Source organism: Janthinobacterium sp. BJB446 (assembly GCF_002735655.1).
Classification (GTDB): domain Bacteria; phylum Pseudomonadota; class Gammaproteobacteria; order Burkholderiales; family Burkholderiaceae_D; genus Janthinobacterium; species Janthinobacterium lividum.
In genome coordinates this window covers 780,720-793,815 of record NZ_PDZK01000001.1, presented here as the reverse complement: position 1 = coordinate 793,815, position 13,096 = coordinate 780,720, and the positions used below count along the sequence as shown (strand labels likewise).

The following is a 13,096-nucleotide window of genomic DNA, read 5'->3' as shown; positions in this document are numbered from 1 at the left end:
CTTCCCCTTATTTCATCGAGATGGTGGTATTGACGCCGCTGCCGCCATCGTCCGGGGCGAACCAGCGCGCCGTGACGGTCTTGGTCTGCGTCCAGAAGTACAAGGCTTGTTTGCCGTTCGGGCCCAGGTCTCCCAGCTTCGACGCGCGCGAGCCCGTAAAACTGAAATACGCGACGGGTACGGGAATGGCCACGTTGATGCCCACCTGCCCCACATCGATCTCGTTCTGGAATTTGCGCCCCGCCCAGCCGGACGAGGTGAAGATCGAGGTGCCGTTGCCGTTCGGGTTGGCGTTGATGAAGGCGATGGCCTGGTCCAGCGTGTCCGTCTCGACCACGCACATGGCGGGGCCGAAGATTTCCTGCGTGTAGACGGAGTTCGATGCCTGGACCTTGGAGAAAATCGTCGGCCCCATGAAGTTGCCGCCCTCGTAGCCGGCCACCTTGTGGCCGCGCCCGTCGAGCAGCAGCTGCGCGCCTTCGTCCACGCCCGCCTGGATCAGCTTTTCCGCCCGCTGCATGGCCGCTTTCGAGACCATCGGTCCCAGGTCGGCATCGCGGTCGCTGCCTGGCCCCACTTTCAGCGCTTGCGAACGGGCGACGATTTCCGGCAGCCAGGAGCGGGCCTCGCCCACCAGCACCACGACGGAATTGGCCATGCAGCGCTGGCCGGCCGCACCGAAGGCCGCGCCGATCAGGTTATTGATCGCCTGCTCCTTATTGGCGTCGGCCAGCACCACGCAATGGTTTTTCGCGCCCATCATCGATTGCGCGCGCTTGCCCGATTCGCTGGCGCGGCGGTACACATGCGTGCCCACGTGGGTGGAGCCGATGAAGGACACGGCCTTGATGTCGGGATGGTCGCACAGCATGTTGACGACGTCGGCGCCGCCATGCACGACGTTCAGGACGCCGGCCGGCAAGCCCGCCTGGTACATCAGTTCGACCAGGTACATGGTCGAAGACGGATCCTGTTCCGACGGTTTCAGCACAAAAGTATTGCCGCAGGCGATAGCGATCGGGAACATGAAGCACGGCAGCATGACGGGAAAATTGAACGCCGTGATGCCGGCTCCCACGCCCAGCGGCTGGTAGATATTGTAGACATCGACGCCGGTGGCCGCGTTTTCCGCAATCTCGCCCAGCTGCAGGGTGGCGATCGAACACGCGTGCTCCACCACTTCCAGGCCGCGCATGACTTCCCCTTCCGCGTCGGGCAGGGTCTTGCCGTGTTCGCGCGTGATCAGTTCGGCCAAGGCCCCGATGTTTTCGCGGATCAGATGCTGGTACTTGAGCATGATGCGCATGCGCGCGGCCAGCGGGGTATTGCGCCAGGTCTTGAACGCTTCCTTGGCCGTGGCGACGGCCAGGTTGACTTCGTCCGGCGTGGAAAACGGCACCTTGGCGACGATTTCCTGCGTGGCCGGGTTGACGACGTCGCGCCATTCGCTGCTGGCGGACGCATGGTGCTTGCCGCCGATGTGCAGGGGAACGGCGGGGACTGAGGTGAGGGCTTGGTTCATGGTTCGAGACTCCGTGGTTATTTTTTAACGAGGTTGCACGCCGCCGCATCCATCGGCTTGAACGCCTGGTCGGCGGGGATGGTGGACAGCACTTTCAGGTAATCCCACGCGCCTTTCGATTCGGCCGGGGTCTTCACCTGCACCAGGTACATATCGTGGATCACGCGGCCATCGGGGCGGATCGAGGCGTTGTTCATCACGGAGTCCTTGATGGGCAGCTGGCGCATTTTTTCGGCGACGATTTTCGAGTCGTCGCTCTTCGCGGCCGCCACCGACTTCAGGTAGTGGTAGACGCTGGAATACACGCCCGCCTGCACCATGGTCGGCTTGGCGCCCTTGTTGAGCGCCTCGAAGCGTTTCGCAAACGCGCGGCTGCGGTCATCGTAATCCCAGTAAAAACCGTCCGCGTAGACCAGGCCCTGGGCCGTATCCAGTCCCAGCGCGTGCACGTCCGAGAGGAACACCAGCAAGGCGGCCAGGCGCTGGTCCTTGCCGCTGCCGATGCGGAATTCGCGCGCCTGCTTGATGGCCGATACCGTGTCGGCGCCGCCATTGGCCAGGCCGATCACCTGCGCTTTCGAGCCTTGCGCCTGCACCAGGAAGGACGAGAAATCGGACGCGTTGAGGGGATGGCGCACGGCGCCCAACACCGTGCCGCCGTTGCGCTTGACGACATCGCTGGCGTCCTTTTCCAGCGAATGGCCAAACGCGTAATCGACGGTGACGAAGTACCAGGATTTCTGTCCCAGCTTGGTCAGCGCCGCCGCCGTGCCGGCTGCCTGCGAATATGTGTCGAACATCCAGTGGAAGCCGTTCGGCGAGCAGTCTTCATTGGTCAGGCGCCCCGTGGCGGGGCCGCTGAACATGGCGATGCCGCCCTTCTCTTTCATCAGCTTTTGCACGGACAGGGCTACCGAGGAATTGGTCAGGTCGGCGATGGCGTCGACCTTGTCGCGGTCTATCCATTCGCGCGCCTTGGAGGCGGCGATGTCGGCCTTGTTCAAATGGTCGGCCGAGAGGATTTCGATCTTCATGCCCTTGCATTCGGCCTTCAGGCAATCCTCGACGGCCATCTGGCTGGCGACGACGGAGCCGCGCCCGCCCATGGCCGAATACGGCCCGGACATGTCGGTCAGGATGCCGACCTTGACGACGCCATCGGAAATTTGCGCGTGCGCGCCGCCAAAGGAAAGGGTGAGCGCCAGCGCGCCCATGGCCAGAACGGTTTTTTTCATGCGTGTCTCCAGGTGAATGGGTTTTCTTATATGTTTAGATGCATTCTGCATGTGTAAAAATATGCACTCAAGTGAAATTAATGCATAATTCCTTTGCAAAAATGCACAGAGAGGGTTTGTCATGCTCGATTGGGACAATGTACGGGTCTTCCTGGAACTGACGCGCAGCGCCGGCCTCGTCGATGCGGCGAAAAAGCTGGGCATCGACCATTCCACCGTGTCGCGGCGCATGCGCAAGTTCGAGGAGCAGGTGGGCACCCAGCTGTTCGACCGCAACTACGTGGGCTACCAGCTGACGCCCGAAGGCCACCGCCTGATGGAATACGCGGAAACCATGGAAAGCACGGTGTTCGCCGCCACAGAGGAATTGGGCGAGCACAACCGCCTGTTGTCGGGCCAGGTGCGCCTGGGCGCTACCGAGGGCTTCGGCGCCATCGTGCTGGCGCCCCACCTGGCGCAGTTCTGCGGGCGATACCCGCACATCAGCGTGGACCTGATCGCCGTGCCCCGCTTTGTCAGCCTGTCCAAGCGCGAGGCGGACGTGGCCATTTCCGTCGAACGCCCCCAGTCCGGCCCCTACGTGGTGACGAAGCTGTCCGACTACCGCCTGAAACTGTATGCCACGCCCGCCTACCTGGCGCGCCACGCGCCGATCACTAGCGTAGCCCAACTGGCGCAGCACCCCATCATCGGCTACGTGGACGACCTGGTTTTCAGTTCGGAGCTGCGCTACATGGATAACGTGGCGCCCGATTCCCTGCGCGCGTTTCGCAGCACCAGCGTGATCGCCCAGTACCACGCGGCGCGCGCGGGCCAGGCGCTGGCCATCCTGCCCTGCTTCGTGGCCCAGCAGTCGAACGAACTGGTGCCCGTGCTCGATGGCGAGATCGACCTGCTGCGCGCCTTCTGGATGATTTCGCCCAGCGAGCGACGCAATATTGCCAGGGTCAGCGCCCTGTGGAACTACTTGCGTGCCGCCGTCGATTTGAATCATGGCTACCTGATGGGCGAAACAGCCGTGCCCAGCTGGCCAACTTGAGCAAACTGCGGCGCGCTACACTGTCGCCAGATACTAATAAGGAGAACGCCATGCTGATGGATGCAAACCAGGCTGTTTTGGTCATTGTCGACCTGCAAGGTCGCTTGATGCCGGCCATCCACGATGCCGGCCTCGTGCTGGCGCAAAACCTGCGCCTGGCAAAGATCGCCCGCCTGCTCGACGTGCCCGTGCTGGGCACGGAACAGAACCGCCAAGGGCTGGGGCCGAACGTGGAAGAGATCGCCGCCCTGTGCGAACGGACCTTGCACAAGACGCATTTCGGCGCCTGTTCTGATGGCTTGCAGGACATGCTACCCGCCGGGCGCAAACAAATCGTCGTCACGGGTTGCGAAGCCCATGTGTGCATGCTGCAGACGGCCATCGGCTTGCTGGAACTGGGGTACGAGGTCATCATCGCCATCGACGCCGTCGGCTCGCGCCAGGCCGCCAGCCGCGACGCGGCGCTGGCCCGCCTGGGCAAGCTGGGCGCCCATCTGGTGACGGTGGAGATGCTGGCCTTCGAATGGTTGCGCGATTGCAAACATCCGCGTTTCCGCGAAGTATTGGCGCTGATTAAATAGAAAGCAGGTTTAAGCCAGATCAATCCTGTCGGCCGCCCATTTGCTAGCTTGGTAACAGCGCCGCCATTCCGAGCGGTGCGCCGTCCACATCAGCAAGGGAGCCATCATGGCCTATATCCTGCGGGGCAAGCTGTGCGGCTTGATCTGTGCCGAGTGTCCTGAAGCTTTATCCCACGTCCTCGTGCGCCTGTACCGGCCACGCGAGTCGCAAAACGTCACTGCCCTGGCCGTGGCCAGCGCCAAGGAGACCTTCGCCATCCTCACGGACGAGGAAGTGCAGGCGAAAGCGCCCTTCCTGCTGGCCGAGGCGCGCACGGATGACGATGGCAACTACAGTTTTACCCTGGAAGATGATTATCGGGGCGAGGCCGTCGAAGTCGATATCCTGTGCCCCACCGTGCCGCATTTGAAACCGGGGCCGAAAGACCCCGTGCCGCTGCAGTTTTCCATCACCACCATCCAGCCCCGCTGGCGCCAGGTAGAGAACGATTTCCTCGCCGTCTGGGATTATTGCCTGCCGCAACGCTTCTGGTGCCTAGTGCGCGCCCGCTTCGGCGCCTGGGCCATCTGCGGCCGGCTGCGCACCTGCGACGCTCCCCACGCGCCGATCGCCGGCGCCACCGTGCGGGCGTTCGACGCGGACTGGTTGCAGGACGATGCGCTGGGAGTGGCGGTGACGGACACCAGCGGGCGCTTCCGCATCGATTACCTGACGTCGGACTTCACGCTCACGCCTTTCTCCCCATTCATCAACGTGGAATTCGCCAGCGGGCCAGACGTGTATTTCACGGCGCAGCTGGGCAGCGTGACGATCCTGTCGGAAACGCAAGCCAACGGCCGCCAGCCGGGGCGCGAAAATGTGGGCCACTGCTTCTGCGTGGAATTGTGTTCGAAAGACGTCTTGCCGCCCGACGTGGAAGGCGTGCCCCACTGGCAGCAGGTGGAAATCTTCGACATCCACCCGTTTCCCTCGCTGGCCGGCTTTTCCCCGCAAGGCTATGCGGGCGGCGCCGGCGCCTCGTATGTGTTCGCCGGCGGTGTCACCCTGAAGGGAAACTGCCCGCTGCGCAACAGCGCCATTCCCGCCAACCCGCTGGAATACCGTTTCCTGATCGGCGAATGGTCCTGGCCCGGCGGCAGCGACGACCCGGCAGCCATCCCCACGGTGGCACCCGCCAGCCTGGCGCCGCTCACGCAAATCCTCGGCACGCACGTCGGCTATGTGTTTTATACAAATGGACTGGGTCTCGGCGATTCGGCGCCCGTCATCATCGACGCGGGCGATCTGCAGCCTGGCGGCTAAATACGGGTGGACGGCAAGCCCGTCACCGTGGACATGCGCGACGGCACGACGGCCGTCGTCAACGTGGCGCCCAGCATCTTCCTGCGCACGTTTGACTTGCTGACCGTGAATACGCCGGCCATCACCAGCCTGCATCCGGCCAAGCTGCCGGGCGGCTTGCCCATCCTCGACGCGGGCCGCAGCCTGACGGCCGCCGAGAGCGAACCGATACGCCGCTACCGCCTGGGCTTCGAAGTGCGCGACGGCATCAGCCTGGCGCTGGTAGCCACGGACGGGCTCGACTCCATCGTCTTCGACAACTCGCCCGTCATCGTGGCACTGGACCTGGAAGAGCTGCGCAGCAATGCCTGCAACCCCATCGCGGGCGGCCTCGTGCATATCCTGTACACGATCGACCATCCGCATTTGCGCTTTTTCAATATCACGATTTCCAACAACAACGGCATCCAGCATCCGCCGCCACCGCTGCCGGCCGCCAGCTTCACGCCGCCGCCACCACCGAGCAATTATCTGTTCCGCGGCGCCGCGGGCGGGCCGCATTTATCAGGCAACAATGGCGGCTTCCCCGTCAACGTGGCGCTCGATCCGCCGTGCGCCTACAGGGTGGCCATCGGTTGGCAGACGCGGCATTACCTGGCGTCCAGCCACAGCATCGATAGGCTGTACTGCAAGTAGGCATGCTTCAGAAATAGCGCACCCACGCCCGTTGCGAGGTGCGCTTGTAGCTGGCGAACGCGCGGCAGGGAAAGTACAGCACGGGCATCAGGGCCAGCGCGATCAGCCACACTTGCCAGATATGCTCGACGCCATAGCGGTTGCCGTGATTGGCACCGAGCACGGCCGTCAAGCTGATGCCGATGAGTAGCAGCAGATACAGGTGCAACAAGTAGTAGAACATGGGGGCGCCGCCAAAGGTGGCGCAAGCCCGCGTAAACCAGTTGTCAAGCGACTCCAGCCAGGCCAGGCCCAGCATACCCAGGCCCAGGGTGAACAGCAAGAAGTCCAGCGATGGCGGATATTTCGTGAAGTTCAGCACGCTCATGGCCGTGCGCAAGGCCGTGTCGCCCGACACCCACGGCAGGGTTTCACCATAGATATTGAAGCCGCGCAGCACGGCCAGCAACAGCAAGCTGCCTGCCCCCAGCGCCAGCAGCAGGCGCCGCCGCCCCTCCGGCGAACGGCCGCGCGCATACAGGGGCCCGGTCGCATAGCCGAGCAGGATCACGCCTATCCACGGCAGCAACGGATAACTGACCTTGATCTTCATGGCGCCGTCCGCCACCAGATACCCCCGTTGCAGCAATACCGTCAGCGCGTAATAGGCAAAGCTGCCCTCTTCCGCGCGCAAGCCCGTGAGCAAATGCTGGCCCGCGATGATCGCCACGCCCAACAGTGCCAGCACTTTCAACGGCAACTGGTGCAGCACGGCCAGCGCCATCATGGCCAGGCCGATGACCCAGATCACCTGCAGATACAGCACGGCTGGCGGAAACGCCCCGCTCCAGGCGAAATTGACGAACACCAGTTCCAGCACCACCAGCAGCAAGCCACGCTTGAACAAGAAGCCCGTGGCGCTGCGTGGCCCGGCGGCCGGATGCGCATACAGCCAGGCCGACAAGCCCGTCAGGAAAACGAACATGGGCGCGCATACGTGGGCGGCCAGCCGCGTGAAAAACAGGGCCGGATCGACACTGGCCGCATCCATCGGGTCGCCCACTTGGTGGTGTAAAAAGACGGTTTCACGCACATGGTCGAACAGCATGATCAGCATGACGAGGCCGCGCAGCACGTCGATGACGGCGATGCGGGTGCGCAGGGTGGCAGAAGAAGTCGATGTCATAGTGATTGCTTAAAAACGGTAATGGGCATGCAAGGTCACCGTGCGCTCCGCCCCCGGCGCCACCCACAGCTGGCTATACGAACTCGCATAGTAGCTGCGGTTGAACAGGTTTTCCACGTTCAGGGCCAGGCGCAATTGTGCGTTGGGCGAATACGATGCCAGCAATCTGGCCGTCGTGTAGGCCGGCAAAGTAAAACTGCTGCTGACGGCCACGTCGCCCAGGCGCTCGCCCACATATTGCACGCCGCCGCCCACGCTGGCCGTGCCCGTGTCCAGCACGAATTGCTGCGTGGCCAGCAGGTTGGCGCTGTGGCGCGGCACGTTGGCGAAGCGGCTGCCCGTCACGATCGTATTGTCGCCGCGCGTGACGGTGGCGTTGGTGTACGCATAGGCGCCCGAGACGCGCAAGCCGCGCGCCACTTCGCCCGACACGTCCAGTTCCAGCCCCCGGCTGCCCACTTCGCCCGCCGCGATGGCGAAATCCGTGTTGGCGGGATTCGTCGTCAGCACATTGCTCTTGCGGATGTCATACACGGCCACGGTGCCCGTCAGCTTCCCCGTTTCCAGCTTGGCGCCCAGTTCATACGAGCGGCTGCGCTCCGCCGGGAAAGCCTGGTTGGCGATGCTGATGCCGCTGTTGGGGCGGAAGCCCTTGGCCGCGCTCGCGTACAGCGACCATGCCTTCGACGGCTGGTAGACGAGTCCCGCGCGGGGACTCGTGGCCGACAGCGACTGGCGATTGCTCACGTTCAGGCGATTGTTCATCACGTCCTGCGTGTACGTATCGTGGCGCACGCCGACCAGCGCCTTCCATTGCGCGCCCAGATTCAGTTGATCCTGCGCATACAGGCCGCGCGCCTTTTGCCCTTCCTGCGTGTCGATGGACAGGGCCAGCGGATCGGCCCTGCCGCCATACGCGGGATTAAAGATGTCGATGGCATAGGCATTCGCGGCCGAAGGATTGCGGCGCAGCTGCACCCGGTGGTCATCGAAATGATAGGCGTCGATACCGGCCAGTACCTCGTGCGCCAGCGCGCCCGTCCTGAACTTGCCCAGCACTTCGACGCGGGCCGACACGTCGGTGGCGGAGAAATCGCGGTGGCGGCGCTGGCGGTTCAGGGTGCGCCCATCGGCCAGCAGCTTGTTTGCCTCGGTCGAATAACCGCTCAATTCACTGTCTCGGTAAGAGGCGCCCGCCTGCACCGTCCAGTCGTCGGACAGCGCGTGGTGGATGAACAGCTGCTGCCCCAGCGACTTGACCGTCATGGGCCCGTCGCCCGGCTCGCCCAGGAAGCGCGAGACGGGGACAAGACCCAGCTTGCCGTTCACGGCCACCACGCCGCGGTCGAACGGCGCGCGCTGGCGCACCGCTTCGATTTCATACGACACGGTCGTGTGCTCGCCCAGCAGCCAGAGAAACGAGGGAGCAAACAGGCTGCGCTCGACTTTCAAGGTATCGCGGAAACTGTGCCCTTCTTCATGCGCCGCGTTCAGGCGGTAGGCGATGGTGGCGCTCAGCGGTCCCGTCAAATCCAAAGCTGCGCGGCGCGTCTGAAAGCTGCCCAGCGACACATCGGCGCTGTACTCGGGCGCGAATTTCGGCTTCTTCGTCGTGATGTTCACCGTGCCGCCCGGCTCGCCCCGGCCGTACAGGGCCGAAGCGGGGCCTTTCAGCACTTCGATAGCCTGCGTATTGCCGCCGTCGCGCATGCCGTTGTAGCCGCGGCTGGAACTGAAACCGTTGACCATGTAGTCGGAGCCGAAATTCGGGTCGCCCGTAAAGCCGCGCATGGCGTAGCTGTCCCACAAACCGCCCAGCGGACTTTGCTTCGCGATGCCGCTGGCCAGGTCCAGCGCGCCGGCCAGGGTCGTCACGCCGGCGTCGCGCAGCAAGTCGCCGGTCAGCACGCGTACGCTTTGCGGCAAATCCATCAGCAAGGCATCCGTCTTGGTGGCGCCCGTGGCGGACAGGCTGCGGTAATGCTGGCGCTCGGCCTTCACGGTGACGACGTCCTGCGCATCGGGCTGGTCGGCAGCAGGGTCAGCTGCCAGCGTCAGGGGACTGGCGGCGGCAAGCAACAGTGCCACGGGGCGGCGTAAAAACACGGACATGGGATTCCTGACAATGGACAATTCAATGCAATAGGCTTGCATTATAATTGATAATCAATTCTCATTAAAGCCTTCGTGAAAAATCTGCGCCAGGAACTCCACAAACACTTGCACCTTGGCCGCGCGCAGCTGGCGCGGGTGGAACAGCGCCCACAGATCCGGCCCCCGCGTGCGATACGGTTGCAGCACGGGCACCAGAGTTTCTTCGCGCAAGGGCCGCAACACGGAGACGGACAGGGCCTGCACAATGCCGCAGCCGGCCTGGGCGGCGGCGATCATCGATTCGATATGGTCGAAGGCCAGGGCGGCCGGCGGCGTGTGCGCATACGCCACATCGCCCTCGCCGGCCTGGAACAGCCAGGGCCGCACCTGGCGCGATTTCGGGTACAGGAAATGCAGGCAGGCAAACTGGTCCAGTTCCTGCGGTGTACGCGGCATGCCATGCCGGGCGACAAAGGCGGGCGAGGCGCAGCACAGATAATCCATCTTCAGCAGGCTGCGCGCCACCAGCGATGAATCCTGCGGTGCGCCGATGCGCAGCATCACGTCGATGCCCTCTTCCACCATGTCGACCAGGCGGTCGCTGACCGTCAGGCGCAGGGAAATGTCGGGATAGGCGGCGGTAAAGCGGGGCAAGGCGGGCGCCACCAAGTTGCGGCTGATGCTGCTGGGCATGTCCACACGCAAGCTGCCCGATGGCCGCTCGGCCGCCTGCAGCAAGCTCGTTTCCAGCGCGGCCATGTCGGCCAGCACCTGGCGCGCCTGCGCATGGCACTGCCGGCCTTCGGCCGTGAGCGACATGCTGCGCGTGGTGCGCTGCAAGAGGCGCACGCCGAAATGCTTTTCCAGCGCCGCCACCTGGTTCGTCACGGACGACGTGGAAATGCCCAGGCGCTGCGCCGCCTTGCTGAAGCCGCCCGCCTCGACCACGGCACAAAACACATTCATTGCTTCCAGTCTGTCCATGCCGGTCTCCTGTGAGTTCCTTGATTCCTGCGATTATCCACGATACTGAAATAGTGCATCGGGATGCGCCCCATTTTTCTTTGGACCGTTCCCGCCTAGACTGGGGCATCAACCACAGGAGAATCCCATGCAAGTCCTCGTCCTCAACACCTTTGCCGCCCCCATGAGCATGGCCAACCTGCCCGTGCCGCAGCCCGGTCCCGGCCAAGTCCTCGTGCGCATCTCCGCCAGCGGCGTCAATCCGCTGGACACGAAGATCGCCGCCGGCGCCGCCCCGCACGCCCGGCCCCGCCTGCCCGCCATCCTCGGCATCGACATGGCCGGCACGGTGGCGGCCGTGGGCGATGGCGTGACGACTTTTCACACGGGCGAAAAAGTCTATGGCATGGCTGGCGGCATCGGCGGCATCCAGGGTTCGCTGGCCGAGTACGGCGTCTTCGACGCAGCGCTGCTGGCGCCCGTGCCGCCAGCGCTGAGCATGCGCGAAGCGGCCGCCCTGCCCCTCGTCTTCATCACGGCCTGGGAAGGGCTGGTGGACCGCGCCCACGTGCAGGCAGGCGACAGCGTACTCGTGCATGGCGGCGCGGGCGGCGTCGGCCACATGGCCGTGCAGCTGGCCGTCGCCCTTGGCGCCACGGTATATGCCACGGGCAGCGCGGCCAGCCGCGCTGCCATCGAGGCGCTGGGCGCCCGCTTCATCGATTACCGCACCAGCACGGTGGATGATTACGTGGCCGAACACACGGGCGGCGCCGGCTTCGACATCGTCTACGACACGGTGGGCGGCGCTACCCTGGACGCCAGTTTCAAGGCGGCACGCATCTACGGCGGCCACGTCGTCAGTTGCCTCGGCTGGGGCACGTTCGCCCTGAGCCCGCTGACGGCGCGCGCGGCCAGCTATTCGGGCGTGTTCACCCTGCTGCCCCTGTTGAGCGGCCAAGGCCATGCGCGCCATGGCGCCATCCTGCGCGAAGCCAACAAGCTGATCGAGGCGGGCAAGCTGCAGGTGCGGCTCGACCCGCGCCGCTTTACCTTGCGCACGGCGCACGATGCGCATGCGGCGCAAATCGACGGCAGCGCGCGCGGCAAGCTGGTGGTGGATGTGGGGGATTGAACGCAGGCTTGTTCCCCACGCGCCGAAGCGTTAATATGCAAGAATAAACTTGTATATTGATGAGGCCGGGAATGCGTGAAAAGCTGGAAAAACTGCTGGCGCAGGGGCGCGACAACGCCCTGCTGCGCTTTGGCCTGGGCGACGCCTGCCTGAAAGACAATGACGCCGAGCAAGCGGCGCTGCACCTGGCGCAAGCCACCGTGCAGCAGCCCGGCTATTCCGCCGCCTGGAAGCTGCTGGGCAAGGCCTTGCACCAGCTTGGCCGGCTGGACGAAGCGCAGGCGGCCTGGACCACGGGCGTGACTGTGGCCCAGCAGCAAGGCGACCTGCAAGCCGTCAAGGAAATGACGGTGTTCCTGAAACGCCTGCAAAAACAGCGGCAGGCGGCAGGGTAAAACCGTTTAATGCGCGTGCGCGGCGTCCTTGACTTCGGCTGGTAACGCGACGCCCCGTTCCTTCGCCAGGCGCTTGGCCAGCAAGCCGCCCGCTTCGGCCGCATAGGCGCGGCAAGCATTCGCATCGATCAGGGGATTGTCCGTGCCTCTGCGCTTGGCGGCCTTGCCCAGCACGTCCGTCGTGCCCGGATGCACGGGGATGATGATGTCGCATGGCAAGGCGGCCACCTTGGCGATGCTCGCTTCGAACGAGGCCGAAATGTCAGGCGTGCCACCCTTGCCCGCGCCTTTGCCTGTATAGCGGAAATCGCCGCTCGCATACGGGTTCAGGCTGTCCGCATACACGATGTCCAGGCAGCGGTCGCCTTCGCACGAGGTCCAGGTCCACGTCGTGCCGCCCGGCGTGTGGCCCGGTGTCATGTGGGCCGTCAAGGACAACGGTCCGACCTTGACGGTATCGCCCTCGCCCACCAGGCTGACCTTGCGCACCTTGGCCACATGCACCACGGGATTGGCCTGGTATTGCGGATCATCCTTGCCATTGGTGCCGCTTTGCAGCACCGGGGCGGCCGCTGCGCTGGCCATCACGGTGGCGCCGCTGGCCCGCTGCAGCGCGGCAATGCCGCCTGCATGGTCCCAATGCGCATGCGAATTGAGGATGTATTTCACATCCTCGATGCGAAAGCCCAGCGCCTTGATGTTCGCCACGATCAGGGGCGCCGATTGCGGCAGCGCGCCGTCGAGCAGGATATGGCCCTGCGGACTCGTCACCAGCACGGCGGACAAACCGGCCGTCCCCACATACCAGCTATTGCCATAGATATTGAACGGCTTGACGGGCGCGTTCCATTCCTTGCAATTATCGCAATCGACAGGTTTATCCTGCATGGGTGCAGGGGTCTTCGCCTGCACCGTGCCAGCTGCCATGGTCGCAACCGTAGCCAGCATCAACTTCGCCAATAGTGTCATCTTCATCTCCAGAGTGTAAA

Annotated in this window: 12 protein-coding genes; 6 read left to right on the top strand and 6 right to left on the bottom strand. The window is 64.1% G+C overall.

The features are described 5' to 3' along the window. Positions 1-7: 7 nt before the first annotated feature. Positions 8-1,522 carry a CoA-acylating methylmalonate-semialdehyde dehydrogenase gene (locus CSQ92_RS03615; RefSeq protein ID WP_099393264.1) on the bottom strand — a complete coding sequence of 505 codons (1,515 nt, stop codon included), beginning with the start codon at positions 1,520-1,522 and terminating at the stop codon, positions 8-10. Positions 1,523-1,539: 17 nt separating this feature from the next. After that, positions 1,540-2,757, bottom strand: a complete 1,218-nt coding sequence (locus tag CSQ92_RS03610; RefSeq protein ID WP_099393263.1) for an ABC transporter substrate-binding protein — start codon at positions 2,755-2,757, stop codon at positions 1,540-1,542. A 121-nt stretch (positions 2,758-2,878) separates the two neighbouring features. Here CSQ92_RS03610 and CSQ92_RS03605 point away from each other — a divergent pair, with 121 nt between their 5' ends. The 4 genes from CSQ92_RS03605 (at position 2,879) to CSQ92_RS03590 (ending at position 6,355) form a co-directional block, all read left to right on the top strand. Further along, positions 2,879-3,796 carry a LysR family transcriptional regulator gene (locus CSQ92_RS03605; RefSeq protein ID WP_034788899.1) on the top strand — a complete coding sequence of 306 codons (918 nt, stop codon included), beginning with the start codon at positions 2,879-2,881 and terminating at the stop codon, positions 3,794-3,796. 50 nt (positions 3,797-3,846) lie between these two features. Continuing rightward, positions 3,847-4,377 carry an isochorismatase family protein gene (locus CSQ92_RS03600; RefSeq protein WP_099393262.1) on the top strand — a complete coding sequence of 177 codons (531 nt, stop codon included), beginning with the start codon at positions 3,847-3,849 and terminating at the stop codon, positions 4,375-4,377. Between the two features lie 106 nt (positions 4,378-4,483). Further along, positions 4,484-5,680 carry a carboxypeptidase-like regulatory domain-containing protein gene (locus CSQ92_RS03595; RefSeq protein WP_099393261.1) on the top strand — a complete coding sequence of 399 codons (1,197 nt, stop codon included), beginning with the start codon at positions 4,484-4,486 and terminating at the stop codon, positions 5,678-5,680. 6 nt (positions 5,681-5,686) lie between these two features. Beyond that, positions 5,687-6,355 (top strand): hypothetical protein, encoded by a 669-nt coding sequence (locus CSQ92_RS03590; protein WP_099393260.1) that lies wholly within the window; start codon positions 5,687-5,689, stop codon positions 6,353-6,355. A 7-nt stretch (positions 6,356-6,362) separates the two neighbouring features. On the opposite strand, the gene CSQ92_RS03585 is transcribed toward CSQ92_RS03590, so the two are convergent. From CSQ92_RS03585 to CSQ92_RS03575, 3 genes are read right to left on the bottom strand one after another with little or no spacing between them, the layout of a single operon-like run. Further along, positions 6,363-7,520 (bottom strand): DUF1624 domain-containing protein, encoded by a 1,158-nt coding sequence (locus CSQ92_RS03585; protein WP_180276922.1) that lies wholly within the window; start codon positions 7,518-7,520, stop codon positions 6,363-6,365. Positions 7,521-7,529: 9 nt separating this feature from the next. Then, entirely contained in the window at positions 7,530-9,632 is a 2,103-nt protein-coding gene (locus tag CSQ92_RS03580; RefSeq protein WP_257219115.1) for a TonB-dependent siderophore receptor, read from the bottom strand. Between the two features lie 54 nt (positions 9,633-9,686). After that, a complete protein-coding gene (locus tag CSQ92_RS03575) occupies positions 9,687-10,598 on the bottom strand; it encodes a LysR family transcriptional regulator (protein ID WP_099393258.1) in 912 nt (303 codons plus the stop codon). A 127-nt stretch (positions 10,599-10,725) separates the two neighbouring features. On the opposite strand from CSQ92_RS03575, the gene CSQ92_RS03570 reads away from it, so the two are divergent. Both CSQ92_RS03570 and CSQ92_RS03565 read left to right on the top strand, forming a co-directional pair. Further along, a complete protein-coding gene (locus tag CSQ92_RS03570; RefSeq protein WP_099387388.1) occupies positions 10,726-11,712 on the top strand; it encodes a zinc-dependent alcohol dehydrogenase family protein in 987 nt (328 codons plus the stop codon). A 71-nt stretch (positions 11,713-11,783) separates the two neighbouring features. After that, entirely contained in the window at positions 11,784-12,107 is a 324-nt protein-coding gene (locus CSQ92_RS03565) for a tetratricopeptide repeat protein (RefSeq protein WP_099393257.1), read from the top strand. A 6-nt stretch (positions 12,108-12,113) separates the two neighbouring features. Here the strand turns inward: CSQ92_RS03565 and bla are convergent, their stop codons facing one another. Further along, a complete protein-coding gene (gene bla, locus CSQ92_RS03560; protein WP_257219114.1) occupies positions 12,114-13,055 on the bottom strand; it encodes a subclass B3 metallo-beta-lactamase in 942 nt (313 codons plus the stop codon). Positions 13,056-13,096: the final 41 nt, after the last annotated feature.

What these genes read in the sequence shown, in the direction of transcription:
- CSQ92_RS03615 (WP_099393264.1), bottom strand. Translation starts at nt 1,522, where the DNA reads ATGAACCAAGCCCTCACCTCAGTCCCCGCCGTTCCCCTGCACATCGGC.
- CSQ92_RS03610 (WP_099393263.1), bottom strand. Translation starts at nt 2,757, where the DNA reads ATGAAAAAAACCGTTCTGGCCATGGGCGCGCTGGCGCTCACCCTTTCC.
- CSQ92_RS03605 (WP_034788899.1), top strand. Translation starts at nt 2,879, where the DNA reads ATGCTCGATTGGGACAATGTACGGGTCTTCCTGGAACTGACGCGCAGC.
- CSQ92_RS03600 (WP_099393262.1), top strand. Translation starts at nt 3,847, where the DNA reads ATGCTGATGGATGCAAACCAGGCTGTTTTGGTCATTGTCGACCTGCAA.
- CSQ92_RS03595 (WP_099393261.1), top strand. Translation starts at nt 4,484, where the DNA reads ATGGCCTATATCCTGCGGGGCAAGCTGTGCGGCTTGATCTGTGCCGAG.
- CSQ92_RS03585 (WP_180276922.1), bottom strand. Translation starts at nt 7,520, where the DNA reads ATGACATCGACTTCTTCTGCCACCCTGCGCACCCGCATCGCCGTCATC.
- CSQ92_RS03580 (WP_257219115.1), bottom strand. Translation starts at nt 9,632, where the DNA reads ATGTCCGTGTTTTTACGCCGCCCCGTGGCACTGTTGCTTGCCGCCGCC.
- CSQ92_RS03575 (WP_099393258.1), bottom strand. Translation starts at nt 10,598, where the DNA reads ATGGACAGACTGGAAGCAATGAATGTGTTTTGTGCCGTGGTCGAGGCG.
- CSQ92_RS03570 (WP_099387388.1), top strand. Translation starts at nt 10,726, where the DNA reads ATGCAAGTCCTCGTCCTCAACACCTTTGCCGCCCCCATGAGCATGGCC.
- CSQ92_RS03565 (WP_099393257.1), top strand. Translation starts at nt 11,784, where the DNA reads ATGCGTGAAAAGCTGGAAAAACTGCTGGCGCAGGGGCGCGACAACGCC.
- bla (WP_257219114.1), bottom strand. Translation starts at nt 13,055, where the DNA reads ATGCTGGCTACGGTTGCGACCATGGCAGCTGGCACGGTGCAGGCGAAG.